This window comes from Corallococcus sp. AB011P, assembly GCF_003611605.1.
In the GTDB taxonomy this organism is placed as follows: domain Bacteria; phylum Myxococcota; class Myxococcia; order Myxococcales; family Myxococcaceae; genus Corallococcus; species Corallococcus coralloides.
This window is the reverse complement of the sequence record NZ_RAVX01000003.1, coordinates 623,594-642,707: the sequence shown is the minus strand read 5'-3', so window position 1 is coordinate 642,707 and position 19,114 is coordinate 623,594. Positions and strand designations below refer to the sequence as shown.

Below are 19,114 nucleotides of genomic sequence, written 5' to 3'. Positions count from 1 at the left end.
GAGGTCACTGTACCCCACCGTCGTGTCAGCGGTGTTAACTTCAGCCCATGAGCTTCTTCCAGGCGCCCCCCGGTCTTGGCAACCAGTACGACGACGACGCGTTCCTGCAGGGCTACCTCGCCCGTACCCTTCCGGAAGACATGTTTCGCTCGCTCCAGGATGACTTCCGCGAGCTGGGGGAGCTGGGAGGCAAGTACTTCTACGAGTTCCAGCTGCGCGACCGGCTGAACGAGCCCGTGCTCACGCAGTGGAGCCCGTGGGGTCAGCGGATTGATCACATCGAGGTGTCACCGCTGTGGAAGGAGGCGGAGGCGCTGACCGCGAAGAAGGGCCTGGTCGCGGTGGCCTACGAGCAGAAGAGCGGCGCGCTCAGCCGCGTGCACCAGTTCGCGCTGAACTACCTGGTGCAGCCGTCGCTGGACGTCTACTCGTGCCCGCTGGCGATGACGGACGGCGCGGCGCGGTCGCTGCTGTCGCTGGGCAACCAGGCGCTCATCGACCACGCCCTGCCCCACCTGACGTCGCGGGATCCGGCGACGTTCTGGACGTCGGGCCAGTGGATGACGGAGCGCACGGGTGGCTCGGACGTGGGGCTGACGCTGACGGAGGCGCGGCAGTCTCCGGAGGGCTGGCGGCTGCACGGCACGAAGTGGTTCACGTCCGCGACGACGGCGCAGATGGCGCTGACGCTGGCGCGGCCCACGGGCAATGGCCCCGGCGGCAAGGGGCTGGCGCTCTTCTTCGTGGAGACGCGGGACGCGCAGGGCCGGCTCAACGGCATCCAGATCAACCGGCTGAAGGACAAGCTGGGCACGCGCAAGGTGCCCACGGCGGAGCTGACGCTGGACGGGACGCTGGCGGTGCCGGTGGCGGGGCTGACGGACGGCATCCGCAACATGGCGATGATGCTGAACGTGACGCGCACCTGGAACGCGATGGGCGCCACGTGGAGCATGCGCCGCGCGATGGCGCTGGCGCACGACTACGCGAAGCGCCGGGTGCAGTTCGGCGCGCCGCTGTCGGAGAAGCCGCTGCACATGGACACGCTGGCGGGGCTGGAGGCGGAGTTCCAGGCGGGCTTCCTGCTGGCGTTCCGCGGGGTGGAGCTGCTGGGCAAGCTGGAGACGCGTACGGCAACGGAGCAGGAGCTGCTGTTGCAGCGGCTGGTGACGCCGCTGGCGAAGCTGACGACGGGCCGGCAGGTGGTGCACATCACGTCGGAGGTGACGGAGTCCTTCGGCGGCGCGGGCTACGTGGAGGACACGGGCCTGCCGCGCATCCAGGCGGACGCGCAGGTGCTGTCCATCTGGGAGGGCACGACGAACGTGCTGTCGTTGGATTCGCTGCGCGCGCTGGCGAAGGAAGGCACGCTGGAGGCGTTCTTCCACGAGGTGGAGGGCCGTCTGTCGAAGGTGACGGACGCGGGCCTGCGGCCGTGCGTGAAGACGGCGCACGACGCGCTGGAGCACGCGCGGGCCTGGGTGTCCGGCGCGATGGCGAACCCCACCACGATGGAGGCCGGGGCGCGGCGATTCTCCCTGACGCTGGGGCGCACGCTGGAGCTGGCGCTGCTCAGCGAGCACGCGCAGTGGTGCCTGGAGCACGGGCACGGCCCGCGCAGCCGGGCGGCGGCGCGGCGGTTCCGGCAGAACGGCGTGGACCTCATCCAGGATGAAATCGACCTGGATGATTCGCGGCTGCTGAGCTGAGCATCGCGACAGGTGCATGCGGCGGGCGCGCCCATTAAGAAGCGGGCGCCATGTCCGTCCTGAGCCCCGAGCAGTGCCAGCGCTTCGCCACCGATGGGTATCTCGTCCTGCCGTCCTTCGTGGAGGGCGGGACGTGTGAGCGGATGCGGGCCGTCATCCAGGAGCAGCTGGTCTCCGGTGACGGCCCGGTGGAGTACGAGGCCGACGTGGCCTATCCGGGCTCACCGGCGAGCATCGATGCCGAGGGCGGACGGACCGTGCGGCGGTTGTTGAAGGCGCATGGGCGCTCCCCCCTGTTCGCGGCGTGGTTCGACGACGCGCGGATGCTGGATGCGCTGGGGCAGCTGCTGGACGGACCGGTGGTGCAGGCTCGGGCTCACCACAACTGCGTGATGACGAAGCAGCCGCGCTTCTCGTCGGACACGGGGTGGCACCAGGACGTGAGGTATTGGGCCTTCACGCGGCCGGAGCTCATCTCCACGTGGTTGGCATTGGGCGCGGAGACGCCGGAGAACGGCGGCCTGAAGGTGCTGCCCGGGACGCACCGGATGCAGTTCGCGCCGGAGCGCTACGACGCGAAGCTGTTCCTGCGGCCGGAGCTGTCGGAGAACGCTGCGCTCATCGAAAGCGCGCGATACGTGCGGCTGTCCCCCGGGGACGTGCTGCTCTTCCACGCGCGGCTGTTCCACGCGGCGAGCCGGAACCATACGGCGGACACGAAGTACTCCGTGGTGGCCACGTACCGGCGGACGGACAACCCTGCCATTCCGGGGTCGCGCTCGGAACTCGCGGGCTGACGTCTGGCTTTTGATAGATGTTTGAAATAAGAGGCCGGCAATGCCAACACCCTTGCCGGTTCTTTTCCTCGCCTTCCGCCAGTCCATGGGGAAGGCGTTGCTTTGCACCCTGCCCCTGGTCCTCGCGGCCGGGTGCATGTCCCAAACGGACTCCACGTCCACTGGCGGCACCGACAGCCGCGTCGTGACCGCCATGGAGGAGCCGGAGATCCCCAACGAGCCGGGCAACCCGGGCGGCACCACCAACAATCCCGATGAATTGCCGGGCGTGATGTGCGCCCGGGTCTACAACACGGTGGGGACCCTGCAGCGCTCGTTCTGCGCGACCGGGAACCAGGGGCAGACCTGCCGTGGCGCGAACGTGACCTGCCAGGATGACAACACCGGTCCCGGCTCCGTCGCGGGTCTCCGGGGCATCTGGTACCAGAAGGCCATCGACTGGGCGAAGCAGTCTGGCCACAAGCAGGTCGTGCTCGATCCGGGCGTCATCACCATCACGGAGCAGACCAAGCTCCTGGGGATGAACTACCCCGTCGGCAACGGCGGCGTGGGAATCCATGTCCCCAGTGGCATCCACCTGGAGGGCTCGCAGCTCTACACGACGGCCCCCACCGTCATCAACGTCGGGGACGCCGTGAAGCTCGAGGCCCTGGTCCTGGTGGATGACAACCCCAACCTTCCCGCGGCCCAACAGCTGGCGGACGTCAGCGTTTCGTACCTCACCCTGTCGGGCACGACGCAGGCCGGGTACAGCCGGGCCCAGGACTGCCAGCCGCGGGGCCACACCCTCAACTCCATCCTCGAGCTGGATGGGAACGAGCCCACCGCGGCGACGCTGCCCACGAACTTCCTCACGGCGCACCGGTTGGTGACCGTGGGCGTGCGCGTCCAGCCCTCCAGCAACACCACGGGCGCTCCCGTCGACCTGCACCACCTGAAGATCGCCCACGTGGGCGGGGCCATCTCGTTTGGCTTCAACACCGTCTACATCAAGGAGGACCCTCAATGTCAGACGGTGCCCGGGCTGAAGCTCACCCTGACGCCGAAGACGGCGTCCACGTGCCCCGCTGGCACCTTCGAGAAGAAGATGCTCCTCAGCCGCAACGCGGCGTACTGCCGTCCGCAGACCTGCAACGCGGACGGCACCACCCCGCCTCCCCCCACGGGCTGCCCTGCTCCGGACGTGTTCGACCCGGAGGTGGATGGCAAGCTGCCAGGCGGCAGCGCGCGGTCCGAGGACACCTATTGCGTGAGCGTGGCGCCGACGACGGAGTGGGGCACGCCGAGCTATTGCGCGGTCCATCCGTACGAGTTCCTGGGCAATCCCAACGCTCGCTCCCAGGTCCACCACAACTCCATCTGCGACGTGAAGGTGGCCGTCAACGTGGTGGGCGGTCACACGGACGTCTTCAAGAACGTCGCGGTTCGCACCCCCACCTCGGAGGAGAACTTCTTCGGGATGAGCACGGACGGACACCTGCCCTATTCGCAGTCCACGAGCTACACGGAGAACTTCGTGTCGGGCTTCAAGCTGGGCTTCCTGACGGACGGGAGCCAGTACACCCACGCGGATGACTGCACCTTCCAGCGGCTGACGGGCTACCACCCCGCGGAGATCCAGAGCTTCCAGCACGTGCTGGACCTGCGGCAGCACATGTTCGACGCGGCGCAGCCCTACTTCGCCCAGACGGAGCCGCTGCGCGGCTTCATCGACCACGTCTACGTCCGGGACAATCGCTTCTACAAGAACGAGCTGGGCATGACGCTGTACCGGGTCAACTGGGGCTTCGTGGGGTTCAACATCTTTGATTCCCAGGGTTCACCGGCTCCGGGGAACATGGGCGTGGTGACGTCCAACACCCTCAACAGCTGGATCTACGGGAACCAGCTGCGCAACTTCCGCCACGCCATCGACATCTCGGGGACGCCCGGACAGCAGTCCACGCTGGGCTCCTGCTACAACGGCATCCACACGTACTGCAGCGACTATGGCTGCCCGGTGTGGGGCTCCTACCCCAACACCTTCTCGGGGAGCGGCACGGAGACCCCCGGCGGCCCGGCCTGCAACGTCGCCTACAACCGGGGCTACTGCGCGGACCCCGCGTCCATCCCCTCCCCGACGTTCCCCACTGGGGTGGATGTGCAGTGCTTCGCGTACTGAAGCCCTGACGTCACACGACACGGGCGCTCCCGGGTTCGTCCCGGGAGCGCCCATGGTCCTTTTCAAGGCGCGTACTGATAGCGCTCGATGATCCGGCCCTCGGGCGAGACGGCGTAGAGCTCGAACCAGTCGAGCTCGAAGTTGCCACCGGGTCCGATTCCCTCACAGTGGTCGACGCGCCGATTCACCCGGACGAGGTAGACGCCCTTCCCCTTGCCGACGACGACCTCCAGGGCTCGCGCCGTGAAGATGCATTCATTCCGGCGCGCCTTGGGAAAACGGCTCACGACATCCTGAAGAGCCGCATGGGACGCCAGGACGGCAGGTCCATCCAGCGTCGCCATGGGCTCTACGTCTTCTGGCCACTCAAAGGCGGACGTCCCTGCGTCCAATGCAGCGGCGGGACGAGGCAGCGAAGGGCTCCCCGCATCCGGCTTCGCGCTCTTCTGGGACGGTGAAGGTGTTCCCGCATCCGAGAGCAGTGCGGCCACCACCACCAGCATGGAACGAAGCATCACGGGAGCGCTCCAGCTGAGGTGTAGAGCCGAGCCCGGTCCGCTACCAGATCAGGTCGGGAGTACATTTCGGCATCACTCCACTGCGACGGAGAATGTTGGAGGAGGCAGGATGGCATGTCGCCTGGAAGGTCCATCCTGTTTCGCGGCCCGTCCAGCGGAACACCGCCCCAGACTGGTTCCATTTGTAGAAACGAGGCTCACTCCGAGGCCCTGTGGCAAGCCAGCCCCAGGCAGGAATGGGCTCTCCGCGAGAGTCGCGGGCAAGGCGACCACTGGGGGTGGCTGCATACGCGACCAGCACCCAGCCTTCCTCTCCCGCCTTCAATCGAGGCCAACTCTCAAGATCCTGGCTGCTCGCCCCTGCGCCGCACGGATGGTTGTGCGCATAGCCGAAGACAGGCAGGTCATCGCCAAAGTCCGCGTCATCCACGCCACCAAACGGCGGCCAGCAGGTTTTCGATGCGCCTGAAGTACTGCGCACGGGCCAGGAGACGCGCCAGTCCCTGGGCGTTCGATAGAGCGCGACGCAGTACTCGGTGGCATCCGCCCGAGGACGACCCGTCGACGCGTCGCAGGCATCCGCTGCCCCCGGAAGCCTCATGAGCGAGGACAAGGTGCTCAGCACCAGGTCATCGGGAACGTGCGCCACGTCCTCGATGACCGACGGCACGTCTGGCCATGGCCCCGGAGCAATGGAGAGGAAGGAGTTTGTCCTCCCTCCTGCGCAGCTCCTCACTCAGGTAATAGCGTTTGGCTCCCGAGCAGGAGAACAACGTCCAGACAAAGACGCCGAGAGCGATTTGAGTCGTGCCGCGTCTGGATGAAGGAAGACGCGGCATCAGGCCGGCAGGAGCTACTTCGCGGCCTGCGCGAGGGCGTCTTCCACGTAGCGGATGCCCTTGGCGGTGATGGCCTTGCCCTTCTTGGTGTCCTGGGCGTAGCCGGCGTGCAGGCGCAGCGCCTTGGCCGCGTTCGGCGCGGCGTAGGTCACGCCCAGCCCGCTCCAGAAGCGCGACGTCGTTCCGGACGTCACCTCCACGTCCAGCGACTTCGCCAGGTAGAGCGGGATCAGCGAGCGCAGGAGTTGATCCTTCTCCTTGCCCGCGGAGACCAGGTCCTTCTGGCGCGTGTGGCCGCGCAGCGCGGTCTCCAGCACCGACACCGCGTCCTCGCTCGCGGCTCCGGACGAGGCCGCCTTCTTCGCGGCCGGGGCCTTCTTCGCCGCGCTCTTCTTCTTCGCGGGCGCCGCCTTCTTCGCGGCAGGAGCCTTCTTCGCGGCAGGAGCCTTCTTCGCCGCGCTCTTCTTGCTCGCGGCCTTCTTCGCCTTGGGCGCCGTCTTGCGGCGGGCGGCGGGCGCCAATTCCATGCGGCCCTCGAAGGGGACCCCCACCACCGTCGCGTCCACCTGGCGCTCCGGCATCGCGTTGCGCAGGGACTGAATCACCTCATGCACGGACGCGCGCGGGGCCTCGGAGTGCACCGGGCGGGAGACGCGGGTCGGCGCGGGCTCGCTCACAGGCGGCTTGCCCTGCGCGTAGTACCGCACCCAATCGCTCGCCTCCTCCACCACTTCAGACAGGCCCACGCGATCGAGCAGCGATCCCAACCACCGAAGACTGTTGCGCACTGAGTACCCTCCCGTTCTGATCCACGCTACTACACTCCAGACAGAAGCAACCTATATCGCTAGCAATACGGGTTGTTCCATGCCCCCGTGGGTCTTCTTTCCCCCTCACCCACGGATCACGGGAACAGACGTGCAGATGTAGCGCGGTGTTCCTACGTCTCACTGCCTCACGGACACCACGCTGCGCGTCTTCACGTTCGTCACCTTCCCCGAGCGCTCCAGCATCCCCTCCCCCACGAGGAACAGCGCGCCGTGGATCTCCTGCCTGCAGCGCGCATACACCTCCGAAGGCACCACCAGGTTGGCGATCCCCGTCTCGTCCTCCAGCGAGATGAAGCAGATCCCCTTCGCAGTGGGCGGCATCTGCCGGCAGATCATCATCCCTCCCACCTTCACCGGCCTCCCCGCCGACACCCGCTTCAACCCCTCCGCCGTCACCGCCCCCATCCGCTTCAACGTGGGCCGGAGCAGCTCCAGGGGGTGCTTCTCCAGCGACAGACCCACCGTGTCGTAATCCGCCACCACCCGCTCCTGGACGCCCATGGGCGGCAATTGCACCGCGGTGCCATCCATGGGCATGCCGAAGAACAGGTCGTCCGCGTCCAGCGGCCCCAGCGCCTGGATCTCCCATAGCGCCTGCCTCCGCGCCCCGCACAGCGACGCCAGCGCCCCCGACAACGCCAGCCTCGTCAATTCATGCCGGGGAATGCGCGCCCGCCGCGCCAGGTCTCCCACGCTCGTGTAGTCCCCCCGCCTCGCGGTCTCCACCGCCCGGCCCGAGGACTCGCCCAGCCCCCGTACCATCCTCAACCCCAGCCGCACCGCCCCGTCCTCCAACGTGCAGTCCCAGCTCGAACGGCGCACGTCCACCGGCCGCACCTCCACGCCATGCCGCTGCACGTCCGCCACCAGCGTGTGCGGCGCGTAGAACCCCATGGGCTGTGAGTTGAGCAGCGCCGCCGTGAAGGCCGCCGGGTAGTGGCACTTCAGCCAGCTGGATGCATAGGCAATCAACGCGAAGCTCGCGGAGTGGCTCTCCGGGAACCCGTAGTGCGCGAACCCCCGGAAGTGGTCGAACCATTCCTCCGCCTGCCTTCGTGTGTAGCCCTTCGCCTCGCAGCCCTCCACGAAGCGGCCCCGGTACGGGAGGATGCGCGCCTCCGCCTGCTTGTGGCTCAAGGCCCGCCGCAGGCCGTCCGCCTCTCCCGCGCTGAAGCCCGCCGCCACCATCGCGAGCCGCATCGCCTGCTCCTGGAAGAGCGGCACGCCCAGCGTCTTCTGGAGGATGCCGCGCACCTCGTCGCTCGGGTACGTCACCGCCTCCTGGCCGTGCCGCCGGCGCAGATACGGGTGCACCATGTTGCCCACGATGGGCCCCGGCCGGATGAGGGCGATCTGCACCACCAGGTCGTAGAACTCCCGGGGCTGGAGCCGGGGCAGCATGTTCATCTGCGCGCGGCTCTCGATCTGGAACACGCCCACCGTGTCCGCATTGCACAGCATGTCGTAGACCTTCGGGTCCTCCGGCGGCACCGTGGCCAGGGACAGCTCGCGGCCGTAGTGCTTGTGGATCAGGGCGAAGCAGCGCGACAGCGCCGTCAACATGCCCAGCGCCAGCAGGTCCACCTTCAGGAGCCCCACCGCGTTGATGTCGTCCTTCTCCCACTGGATGACCGTGCGGCCCGGCATCGCCGCGTTCTCCACCGGCACCAGGTCCACCAGTGGCTCGCGCGTCATCACGAAGCCGCCCACGTGGATGGACAGGTGCCGGGGCACGCCCTCCAACTCCTTCGCCACCGACAGCGTCCGCAGCACCCGCCCGTCCGTCGGCGACAGGCCCGCTTCCTGGAGCACGTCCGGCGTCACCTGGAAGCCGTGCGACGACGCGACCCGCGACAGCCGGTCCACCTGATCCAACGACAGCCCCAGCGCCTTGCCCGCCTCGCGCAGCGCGAGCCGCCCCCGGTAGCAGATGACTTCGCACACCATGCCGGCGTGGCGACGGCCGTGCTTCTCGTAGACGTACTGGAGCACCTCCTCGCGTCGCTCGTGCTCGAAGTCCACGTCGATGTCCGGCGGCTCCTTGCGCTCCATGCTGAGGAAGCGCTCGAACAAGAGCCCCATCCGCACCGGATCAATGGCGGTAATCCCCAGCGCGTAGCAGACCGCCGAGTTCGCCGCGCTGCCCCGCCCCTGGCACAGGATGCCCCGCCCCCGCGCGAACATCACGATGTCCCACAGCGACAGGAAGTAACCCGCGAAGTCCAGCGCCGCGATGAGCCGCAGCTCGTGGTCGATCTGCTTCGTCACCGCGGGCGGCACGCCTCCCGGATAGCGCGTGCGCAGGCCCGCCTCCGTGAGCACCCGCAGGTGTTCATCCGCAGTGCGGCCTTGCGGCAGGTCCTCCTCCGGGAAGCGGTAGTGCAGCGCGTCCAGGGACGCCTCGCAGCGCGACGCCAGCTCCACCGTGCGCGCCAGCGCCTCCGGCCGGTCCGCGAACAGCCGCGCCATGTCCCCGGGGGACTTCAACGTCCGCTCCGCGTTCGGGAACAGCCGCGTGCCCGCCTGATCCACCGTCACCCCGTGGCGGATGGACGTGAGCACGTCCTGGAGCACCTGCCGGTCGCGGTGGTGCGTGTGCACGTCGTTGTGGACCACCAGGGGCACGCCCAGCGCGCGGGCCAGGGCGTCCGCTCGCGCCTCCCGGGCCGCGTCCCCCGCGGACAGGGAGCGGCTCAGGCCAACGTGGAAGCTCCCGGGAAACGCCTCCGCCAGCGGAGCCACCGCCTCCAGCGGCGCGGGGCCCGGGAGCAGCGCGAGCAGCCCCGACGCGTGCTCCGCCACCTTGCGCCAGGGCACGCCCGCCTCCCCCTTGGGGTGCGTCATCCGGCCGTGGGACACCAGCCGGCACAGGTTCGAGTACCCGGTCGCGTCCCTCGCGTACACCACCACCGGAGGGCCGTCCTCCAGCGTCAGCTCCGCGCCCAGGAGCAGCTTCACGCCGTGCTCCTTCGCCGCGAGGTGCGCCTTCACCACGCCGTAGAGCCCGTCCCGATCCGTCAGCGCCAGAGCGGACAGCCCCAGCCGGGCCGCGGTGGCCACCAGCTCCTCCGGATGGGAGGCGCCGTGCAGGAAGGAGAAGTGGGACCGGCACACCAGCTCGGCGTAGCTCACGCCTGATCAAGATACTGAGCGGGCGTTCAGGCGCTAGATTGGATCTCCGTTTCGCGAGCGGGCGACTTCATGGGTTGTGCCAGATGCGCGGAGTGAAGACAGGCCCCCATCCCGGCCTTGAGCTGTCATCAGAAGGTCGCCGCGTCATTGCCTTCAGCAATGGCGCATATTTCCATCCTTTCCGCTCTTGGACTGTTTTTGCGCCCAGCCACAACCAGAACAGCGATTGGCTTTCGTATGAATTCCTGCTGGACGCCGTTCAACCCATGCAGCCAGGAGTTCCACCATGAAACTCATCAAGACCCTTCTCGTCGGCGCCGTTGGTTCCTTCCTCCTCCCGCTGACCGCGAGCGCCGCCCCCCCGGACTGCTCCGAGCAGTGCCAGCCCACCAGCTCCTGCAGCCTGCTCTGTTACAATGGCCGAAACACCACGTGCGGCGCTTACGGCATCTGCAGCGACCTGATGATCGCCCCGTCCGAGCCGCAGGCGTCCGCGCAGCAGCCCGCGCCCGTCCAGGCTGACGACGCGGAAGCTGTCTGCCGGGCCCCCGCCGACCAGGCCCAGGGCTGATAGCCATTGCGGTCCCTGCTCCTGGTTCGGTGTCCCCACCGGATCCAGGAGCGGGGTTTGATTTGTCATTGGGCTCCGGGCAAACAACCGGGTCTGCCGCGAGCCCGAGGCCCGGGGCTAGTTCACCGCCGCCATCGCCTCTTCCTGGAGCGAGGTGCGCTCCACCTCCTCCAGGAAGTCTCCCAGCGCGACATTGACCGCCTGGGGCTGCTCCAGGATGCACATGTGCCCGCCGCAGCGCAGCCGCTTGAGCCGCGCGCCCCGGATGCGCTGGTGCAGCCGCTCCGCCACCTCCGGCACCGTCACCGCGTCCTCCTCCCCCACCAGCACCAGCGTCGGCGTCTGGATGCGGTGCAGCTCCCCCTCCACGCTGCGGCGGTGGATGGCGCCCTGCATGGCACGCCACACCGCGCGCGGGTTCGCCACCAGCTGCCGGCGCAACAACGCCCGCTCCGCGGCCCGCTCCGGGTCCCTCATGAATGTGCGCCCGAAGTAGAGCGACATGATCCGGTCCACCACCGGCCTCAGGCCCAGCCAGTGCGTGAGCGTCGTCAGCACCCGGTAGCGCGCCAACGTCAGCGGCAGCTCCGCCGCGGCGGACGAGTCCAGGAGCGCCAGCGAGCGCAGGAGCTCCGGGTGCCTCGCGGCCAGCCGCAGGCCCACGAAGCCCCCCATGGACTGGCCCACGAAGTGGCACGGCGCCAGCCCCAGCGCCTGGATGACCGCCACCGCGTCCTCGTACACGGTGCGCAGGTCGATGACCGAGTCGCCAGGCGGGGGCTCGCTCTGCCCCTGGCCCCGGTGGTCGTACACGATGCAGCGGTAGTGGCCCCTCAGGGCCTCCACCTGCCGGTGGAACAGACGGGAGTCCCAGAGCAGCCCGTGGCTGAAAAGCACCGGCTCCCCGCTTCCCCCAGTGTCCTCGTAGTACAGTCGTGCACCACGGATGGACAGGTATGGCATCTGCTTTTCTCCCGGCTTGGACCCCCTTAGGCCCTTGCCCGGAACCCACCCTCCGTTTTGATTGATTCCGGATGCTCGGCTGCCCGGTTTGACAGGGGGCCGAAGCCGCTGCCAAACAAGGACCCCATGGACACCACCGCCTGGCAGCTCTGGTTGATCGCCGCCATCGTCCTGGGCGCGCTGGAGATCAAGCTCTCCGGCTTCGTGACGCTCTGGCTCGCCGTGGGCTCGCTGATGGCCTCCTTGATGGCCGGGGCGGGCCTGGGCCTCAACAGCCAGCTCTTCGTCTTCACCCTGGTGTCCGCCGTCCTCTTCGGTGCGTCCCGCACCATCTTCAAGAACGTTTTCATGCGGGACGCCGTGCACTTGAAGACGGGCGTGGAGGCGATGCTGGGGCAGGAGGCCGTGGTGATGGAGGCGCTGGCGGACGGACACGGGGGCACCGTGCGCATCAACGGCGAGCTGTGGATGGCGCGCTCCCTGTCCGGGCCCCTGCCCGAGGGCGAGCGCGTCACCGTGGAGCAGATCGAAGGCCTCAAGTTGTGGGTGCGACGCCCGTCGGCGTCCAACGAAGTCGCGCTGCAACCGGCGCAACAGAAGAAGGAGAACGTAGGATGGGACTGACGATTGTTCTGCTGTTCCTGGCCGCCGCCGTCGTGTTCGGGATCGTCACCGGTGTGCGCATCGTTCCCCAGGCCAAGGTGATGGTCGTGGAGCGGCTGGGGAAGTTCCACCGCGTGGCCTCCAGCGGCCTCAACATCCTCATCCCCTTCATGGACAGCCCGCGCGCCATGGAGATGCGCGCCGGCAACCGCTTCACGCGCAACACCCTGGTCGATCTGCGCGAGCAGGTCATGGGCTTCGAGACCGTCCAGGTCATCACCCATGACAACGTCAACATGGAGGTGGGCTCGGTCATCTACTACCAGATCGTCGATCCCGGCCGGGCGCTCTACCAGGTGGAGAACCTGGCGCTCGCCATCGAGCAGCTCACCATGACGAACCTGCGCAACGTCATGGGCGGCCTTACGCTGGACCAGACGTTGACGAGCCGCGAGACGGTCAACACCAAGCTGCGCATGGTGCTGGACGAGGCCACGGAGAAGTGGGGCGTGAAGGTGACGCGCGTGGAGCTGCGCGAGATTGAACCGCCCCAGGCCATCAAGTCCGCCATGGCCAAGCAGATGACCGCCGAGCGCGAGCGCCGCGCGGAGGTCACCAAGGCCGAGGGTGACAAGGCCGCCGCCATCCTCCAGGCCGAAGGCGAGAAGATCTCCCGCATCCTGCGCGCGGAGGCGGAGCGCGACGCGGAGATCGCCCGCGCGGAGGGCCACAAGCGCGCCGTGATGCTGGAGGCCGAAGGCAAGGCCGAGGCCACCCGCCTCACCTTCGAGGCCATCCACACCGGCCGGGCCACGCCGGAGGTGCTCGCGCTGCGCTACCTGGAGACGCTCCAGGAGCTGGGCAAGGGCGACAACAAGATGTTCGTCCCCTACGAGGCCACCGCCGCGCTGGGCTCCATCGCCACGCTGAAGGAGGTGTTCGCCAAGGATGACGCTCCCGCGGAAGCGCCCCGTCTGCCCGCGGCCCGCCCGCCGTCCGCCGCCGCGATGAGCGCCCAGGCCCTGGCCCGGAACGCCGCCGCGAGCGCCACCATCCCGGCCACCCGCCGGGTGCAGCCGCCCCCGTCGGACGAGTAGGTACTCCCCTTTCGGGGAATCGTTGTCAGGGCACCGGCGTTTCCCCGTCGGTGCCCCGTGTCACGGCACCGCCCGGCCTTGTCATCCGCCCGGGCCGTGCCGCATGCTGCACACCTGAAGCACCCGCTGTCGGCTGTCCACGTGGGGAGATGTCAGAGGTCTTCCCCTGAACGAGGTTCGCAGACCCTTGAAGCTGTTCGCCTGAAACCCCGGTCCCTGGCTGTACCCCGCCGCCGCGCGTCCTGACGGACGTGTGCGCTGGCTTCCGGTTTCAGGAGTCGCTTCAACATGCCCTCGTCCTCCTCCGTGCGCGCGCACCGCGTCTGCTTTTCGTTCACTGATGTCATCCCCGTCCTCACCGACGTGGAGTTCCACCTCGCCCCGGGCTGGACGGGCCTCGTCGGCCCCAACGGCGCCGGCAAGTCCACCCTGCTGCGCCTGTTGTCCGGGGAGCTGACGCCCACGTCCGGACAGCTCCAGTTCGAGCCGGACTCTCCTCTCGTGTGCCTGTGTCCGCAGGGCGTGGAGGAGCTCACGCCCGACATCACCGCCTTCGCGGACGCCTGGGACGCGCTGGCGCGCAGGCTCCAGGGCCAGCTGGGCCTGGACGTCACCGCGCTGGAGCGCTGGCCCACGTTGTCCCCGGGAGAGCGCAAGCGCTGGCAGGTGGGCGCGGCGCTCGCCCGCGAGCCGGACGTGCTGCTGTTGGATGAACCCACCAACCACCTGGACGCGGAGGCGCGAGCGTGGCTGGTGGCGGCGCTGCGCCGCTTCCGGGGCGTGGGCGTCGTCGTGTCCCATGACCGCGAGCTCCTGGAGACGCTCACCCAGGCCACGCTGCGCGTGCACGGCGGCGAGGCGCACCTTTACCCGGGCGCCTACTCCGCCGCGAAGGGCCACTGGGAAGCGGAGCGCGAGGCGGAGGTCGCCGCCCACCAGCAGTCCAAGGCGGAGCGGGACCGGGCCGCGCAGCTCTTGGACACCGCCAGGCGCGAGCACCAGGGCGCCACCCTGTCACGCAGCACCGGGCGGCGGATGCGCAACAAGTACGACAGCGACGCGCGCGGCCTGGGGCCCTCCACGCTGGCGAGCTGGGCCGAGTCCCGCCTGGGCCACCAGGTCACCGTGAAGCGCCGCGAACTGGAGCGCGCCGAGGCCGCGGTGGGCACCTTCACCGTGGACAAGACGGTGGGCCGCTCCGTGTTCGTGGACTACGTGCGCTCGCCCAACCCGTGGATCTTCACCTTCGACACACCGGGACTGAAGGCCGGCGACGTGGAGGTGCTGGGCCCCACGCGCCTGGACGTGGACCGCGAAGCGCGCATCCGCATCGAGGGCCCCAACGGCGCCGGCAAGACGACTCTCCTGAAGGCCCTGCTGAAGCAGTCGCGCGTGCCTCGCGAGAAGCTCCTGTACCTGCCCCAGGACCTGGGCGCGGAGGAGACGCGCGCCCTGATCGACGCGGTGCGAGAGCTGCCCCCGGAGGAGCGCGGCCGGGTGATGTCCCTGGTGGCCGCGCTGGGGGTGGATCCGCACCGGCTGCTCGCGTCCGAACAGCCGTCGCCCGGCGAGGCGCGCAAGCTGGCCATCGCGCGCGGCCTGGGCCAGCACGCCTGGGCCCTGGTGCTGGACGAGCCCACCAACCACCTGGACCTGCCGTCCATCGAACGGCTGGAGGCGGCGCTGCACGACTACCCGGGCGCGCTGTTGCTCGTCACCCACGACGCGCCCTTCGCCCGCTCCTGCACCCGCACGCGGTGGCTCGTGGCGAACGGACGTGTGGTGGTGGAGTGAAGACAGACTCTGTCTGGAAGAGGGCCACGCCCATCGGCCAGGCGCAGTAAAGGGATTTCTCCGAGAGGGATTCCCTGTCGATTGAGATGGAATTCGCCGGCCGGAGGGCCTCCACGCCTCCGGCCGACGATTGTCTTTTACGGCGCGAATCTTCGTGGATGGTTTGAATTTCATCGGCTTCGCGCCGTTGAGGGAATCCTTTGGATGTCCCCGCGACGTTGAACCGGGCCCGGCGGCCAGCGCGCGAGGGGACGTTGAATCCTCACATCCATCAGGAGAAGCACATGTCACGGCTCATGCCGGCATGGAAGCACGCGTGTCTGCTCGTCGCGGGCACGCTCGTCGTCACCGGCTGCGGAAGTGAAAGCGCGTCGTCCGGCGCGGCTGTCATCCGGAGTCAGGGCTCCGCCCTTCAGCAGGGCGCGGATCTGCTCATCACCGAACTGCGCGCGCCCGACGCCGCCCGCCCGGGAGAGTCCTTCACCGTCACCGCGAAGGTCTGCAACACGGGCACGCAGCCCGCGTCCCCCCAGCAGGGACCCAACCTGCTGCAGGTGTACCTGTCCACCACGCCCACGCAACAGGCGCCCGCGCCTGGCGCACCTCCCTCGCCACAACAGATGACCGTGGGCGAGCTGGACGTGGGGATGGTGCCCCCCCAGCAGTGCGTCACGCACACCCTCACCGCGCACGCGATGCCCCCCATGGGAGGAGCGCTTCCCGGCGCCTTCTACCTGGGCGCCAGCATCGACCCGTGGCAGTCCGTGACGGAGCTGGATGAGACGAACAACGGCTTCGTCCGCGGCGTGATGGGCGTGGGTCAGGCGCCGGACCTCGTGGTCACCGAGGTGAAGGCGCCGCCCGACGTGCGGCTGAACGCGTCCTTCGTCGCGGACGTGCGCGTCTGCAACGTGGGCACGGCGCCCTCGTCACCGACGGAAGCGGCGGTCGTCATCTCCACGCAGGCCACCCTGGACGCGCCAGCCTCCGGCCCCATCCCGCCAACGCAGGCGCGCGTGGGACAGGCGCTGGTGCCGTCGCTCGACGCGGGCCGCTGCGTGCGGGTCCGCACCCAGGCGTCCGCGCAGCGTCCTCCCGACGCCATCTCGTCCACACAGCCGCTGTACGTGGGCGCCATCGTGGATCCTTCCACGTCCGTCCCGGAGCTGCGGGAGGACAACAACACGCGCGTCGCGGGACGGCTGGGCGTGGGTGACGGCCCCGACCTGGTCGTCACCGACGTGACGGGCCCCACCACCTTCCAGCCGGGCCCCATGGGTCCCCTGTCCGTGACGGTGTGCAACGTGGGCTTCGACCGGGCGCCGGAGGTGCGCGCGGACGTGCTCCTGTCCACGCTGCCCACCCTGCCGCCGACGGGGCACACCCCCGACCCGGCGACCGCGCTCACCGCCGCCTACTTCGATGCACCGGGGCTCGACGCCGGACGGTGCGTCACGCTGTCCGCGCAGGGCTACGGGATCGCGCCCACCTCCTGGCAGCCGAACACGCCGCTGTACCTGGGCGCGCGCGTGGAGGAGCCGCGCTTCGTCCCCGAGCTGCGGGTGGACAACAACAACACCTTCGTGAAGGGACTGGTGGGGTTCGGCAACGGCCCGGACCTGGTGGTCCGGTCGCTGAAGGCGGCGGCCAACGTCGCACCGGGGACGCACTTCCCCGTCGAGGCGACGGTCTGCAACGTGGGCACGGCGGACCTGGGCAGCCCCGCCCGGCTGCAGCTGGCCCTCTCCTCGCAGAGCGCGGTGGTCTTCCCGGCGCCCCCCGAGCCGTTCGACTCGCGGACCCAGGTCCCCGTGGGGAGCGCGGACGTGCCGGTCCTCCCCGCTGGCCAGTGCAAGACGCTGACGGTGGATGCCATGGCCAACCCGCCCCAGGACGCACGGCCGCGCCAGCCCCTGTTTCTGGGCGCGGTCATTGACTCGAACCGGACCCAGACGGAGCTGCGGGAGGACAACAACGTCCTCACCCAGGGCCTCGTGGGCACGGGGCCGGAAGCGGACCTCGTCATCACGGACGTGAAGGCGCCCGCGAACCTGCGCGACGGCCAGTCCTTCACGGCGAGCTACACCGTCTGCAACGTGGGCCTCAGCCCCGCGTCCTCCGCTGGTGTGGCGCTGTACCTCTCCGTGGACGCGGCGCCGCTCGCGGTGGACCCCGCGGATCCCATGCGTCCCATCCCCGGGTACATGTTCCAGGGCCGGTCCATCCTCAACACGGCGCTGACGCCGGGGCAGTGCACCACGCAGAGCGGAACGTTCCATGCCCTGCGCCCCATGGAGCTGGGGCCCCTGCCCCTGTCCTCCACGCTGAACCTGAGCGCGGTGGTGGATGGCGCGCCGGATCAGCGCACGGACAACAACGGCTTCGCCGTGGGTCCCGTGGGCGTGGGCAACGGGCCGGACCTCGTCGTCACCGAGCTCCAGGGTCCCGCCAGCGCGCGGCCCAACGCGCCGTTCACCAGCAGCGTGCGCGTCTGCAACGTGGGCACGCAGCCGTCGCCCGGGACGTCGCAGGTGGCCGTCTACCTGGGCACGGGTACCACCCTGCCGGCGCCCATGGCGCAGCCGTCGCTCGACGCCACCGTGGCGCTCGTGGGCACGGTGAGCGTGCCGTCGCTCGGTGAAGGGGCCTGCGTCACGCAGAGCCTCACCGGACCGGCGACGCTACCGGCGCAGGCCACACCGCTGCGGCCGCTGTACCTGGGCGCCGTCGTCGACCCGGGGGCGTCCCTGACTGAGCTGCGCGAGGACAACAACACGTTCGTCGCGGGCCTGATGGGCGTGGGCGATGCGCCGGACCTGGTGGTCACCGGGCTGACGTTCCCGGACACCGTCGCGCCGATGGATCCGTTCACCGCCACCGCGCGCCTCTGCAACACGGGCACGGAAGCTTCGAGCATCGTCCCGATGATGTTCGTGGTGTCCACGGAGGCGAACGTGACGCTGCCCGCGCCGGGCACGCCGTTCCCCTCGCTGAGCCAGTACATGGCGGGCATGGCGAACGCTCCGTCGATCCCCGCCGGCCAGTGCCAGGACGCGCCGGTGACGCTGCACGCGGACCGGCCGTGGAATGCGCCCGTGGACGCGCCGCTGTACCTGAGCGCGGTCGTGGATCCGTTCCAGGGCCAGCTGGACCTGCGCCGGGACAACAACGTGTCCCCGGGGCGGCGGATTGGCGTGGGCACCGGACCGGACCTGATCATCACGTCGCTGACGGGACCCATCAACACGCTGCCCGGTCCGGTCGACCTGGGCGTCACCGTCTGCAACCTGGGCTCCCAGGCCGTGTCCGGCCCCCGGGTGACCCTGCACCTGCTGACGAAGCCCTCGCTGTCGCAGCCGTCCCCGAACGCGCCCGTCCCGCCCGAGGATTTCATGGGTGAGGCCACCCTTCCGCCCGTGGCGGCGCGCGCCTGCGTCACGTCGACGGTGAGCGCGTTCGCCCCTGGAGCCGGGTTCCCGGGCACGCAGACGTTCTTCCTGGGCGCCAGCGTGGACCGCATGCAGCAGGTGCCGGAGGTGCGTGAGGACAACAACACGTTCGTCGGTTCGCGCATCGGCGTGGGGTTCGCCCCGGACATCGTCATCACCGCCATGGGTGGGCCGGCCCAGGTCCAGCCGTGGGCGCCGATGCAGGTGCCCGTCACCGTCTGCAACCAGGGCACGACGCCCGCGCCGCCCCACGCGGTGGACCTGCTGCTCTCCACGGTGGCCACGCTGCCGGCGTCCGCCGTCCAGGGTGAGCCCGTCGAGTCGCCCACCCTGTCGCGGCTGGGCTCGGTGCAGGTCCCCCCGCTGGCCGCCGGTGAGTGCGTCTCGGTGGAGGGCTCCGTCAACGCCGTCCCGCCGCAGGCGGCCCAGCCGGGCGCGGCCCTCTACCTGGGGGCCTCCGCGAAGCTGTACGACCCCGAGCTGCGCAAGGACAACAACGGCTTCGTGCGCGGCACCCTCGTGGTGAGCAACACGCCGTAGCCGCACTTCACGGGAAGTGCAACACGCAGGCGTCGGCTGGGGTCTTCAAGAACCCCGGCCGGCGTTTGTCTTTTCCAGGCCACGCTTCCGACGCGATGGGTTTGAAGCGCA

12 protein-coding genes are annotated in these 19,114 nt (G+C 69.3%); 8 read left to right on the top strand and 4 right to left on the bottom strand.

Features of this window, described 5'->3' with window-relative positions:
- The first annotated feature begins 47 nt into the window (after positions 1 to 47).
- From D7X30_RS12260 to D7X30_RS12250, 3 genes are all read left to right on the top strand, one after another.
- Positions 48 to 1,709: an acyl-CoA dehydrogenase family protein gene (locus D7X30_RS12260; protein ID WP_120563068.1), complete on the top strand. Its 1,662-nt coding sequence runs from the start codon at positions 48 to 50 to the stop codon at positions 1,707 to 1,709.
- A gap of 50 nt (positions 1,710 to 1,759) precedes the next feature.
- Positions 1,760 to 2,506 carry a phytanoyl-CoA dioxygenase family protein gene (locus D7X30_RS12255; protein WP_120563067.1) on the top strand — a complete coding sequence of 249 codons (747 nt, stop codon included), beginning with the start codon at positions 1,760 to 1,762 and terminating at the stop codon, positions 2,504 to 2,506.
- Positions 2,507 to 2,642: 136 nt separating this feature from the next.
- Positions 2,643 to 4,667 (top strand): hypothetical protein, encoded by a 2,025-nt coding sequence (locus D7X30_RS12250; RefSeq protein WP_147443170.1) that lies wholly within the window; start codon positions 2,643 to 2,645, stop codon positions 4,665 to 4,667.
- Positions 4,668 to 4,729: 62 nt separating this feature from the next.
- Here D7X30_RS12250 and D7X30_RS12245 read toward each other — a convergent pair whose 3' ends face one another.
- From D7X30_RS12245 to D7X30_RS12230, 3 genes are all read right to left on the bottom strand, one after another.
- Positions 4,730 to 5,011: a hypothetical protein gene (locus D7X30_RS12245; RefSeq protein WP_120563065.1), complete on the bottom strand. Its 282-nt coding sequence runs from the start codon at positions 5,009 to 5,011 to the stop codon at positions 4,730 to 4,732.
- A gap of 1,027 nt (positions 5,012 to 6,038) precedes the next feature.
- Entirely contained in the window at positions 6,039 to 6,812 is a 774-nt protein-coding gene (locus D7X30_RS12235) for a hypothetical protein (protein WP_233591527.1), read from the bottom strand.
- A 159-nt stretch (positions 6,813 to 6,971) separates the two neighbouring features.
- Positions 6,972 to 9,986, bottom strand: a complete 3,015-nt coding sequence (locus D7X30_RS12230; RefSeq protein ID WP_120563064.1) for an error-prone DNA polymerase — start codon at positions 9,984 to 9,986, stop codon at positions 6,972 to 6,974.
- Between the two features lie 286 nt (positions 9,987 to 10,272).
- Between D7X30_RS12230 and D7X30_RS12225 the strand changes: the two genes are divergently transcribed.
- Complete coding sequence (locus tag D7X30_RS12225) at positions 10,273 to 10,557, top strand: hypothetical protein (protein ID WP_120563063.1); 285 nt, start codon at positions 10,273 to 10,275, stop codon at positions 10,555 to 10,557.
- A gap of 117 nt (positions 10,558 to 10,674) precedes the next feature.
- Here the strand turns inward: D7X30_RS12225 and D7X30_RS12220 are convergent, their stop codons facing one another.
- A complete protein-coding gene (locus D7X30_RS12220) occupies positions 10,675 to 11,520 on the bottom strand; it encodes an alpha/beta fold hydrolase (RefSeq protein ID WP_120563062.1) in 846 nt (281 codons plus the stop codon).
- A gap of 126 nt (positions 11,521 to 11,646) precedes the next feature.
- Here D7X30_RS12220 and D7X30_RS12215 point away from each other — a divergent pair, with 126 nt between their 5' ends.
- From D7X30_RS12215 to D7X30_RS12200, 4 genes are all read left to right on the top strand, one after another.
- On the top strand, positions 11,647 to 12,144 hold the full coding sequence (locus D7X30_RS12215; protein ID WP_120563061.1) for an NfeD family protein: 498 nt from the start codon (positions 11,647 to 11,649) through the stop codon (positions 12,142 to 12,144).
- Entirely contained in the window at positions 12,135 to 13,220 is a 1,086-nt protein-coding gene (locus D7X30_RS12210) for an SPFH domain-containing protein (protein WP_120563060.1), read from the top strand. The genes D7X30_RS12215 and D7X30_RS12210 overlap by 10 nt, the downstream gene beginning before the upstream one ends.
- Before the next feature lie 288 nt (positions 13,221 to 13,508).
- Positions 13,509 to 15,014, top strand: coding sequence for an ATP-binding cassette domain-containing protein (locus D7X30_RS12205; protein WP_120563059.1), 1,506 nt, complete (start codon positions 13,509 to 13,511; stop codon positions 15,012 to 15,014).
- A gap of 284 nt (positions 15,015 to 15,298) precedes the next feature.
- Positions 15,299 to 19,003 carry a CARDB domain-containing protein gene (locus tag D7X30_RS12200; RefSeq protein WP_120563058.1) on the top strand — a complete coding sequence of 1,235 codons (3,705 nt, stop codon included), beginning with the start codon at positions 15,299 to 15,301 and terminating at the stop codon, positions 19,001 to 19,003.
- The last annotated feature ends 111 nt before the right edge of the window (positions 19,004 to 19,114 follow it).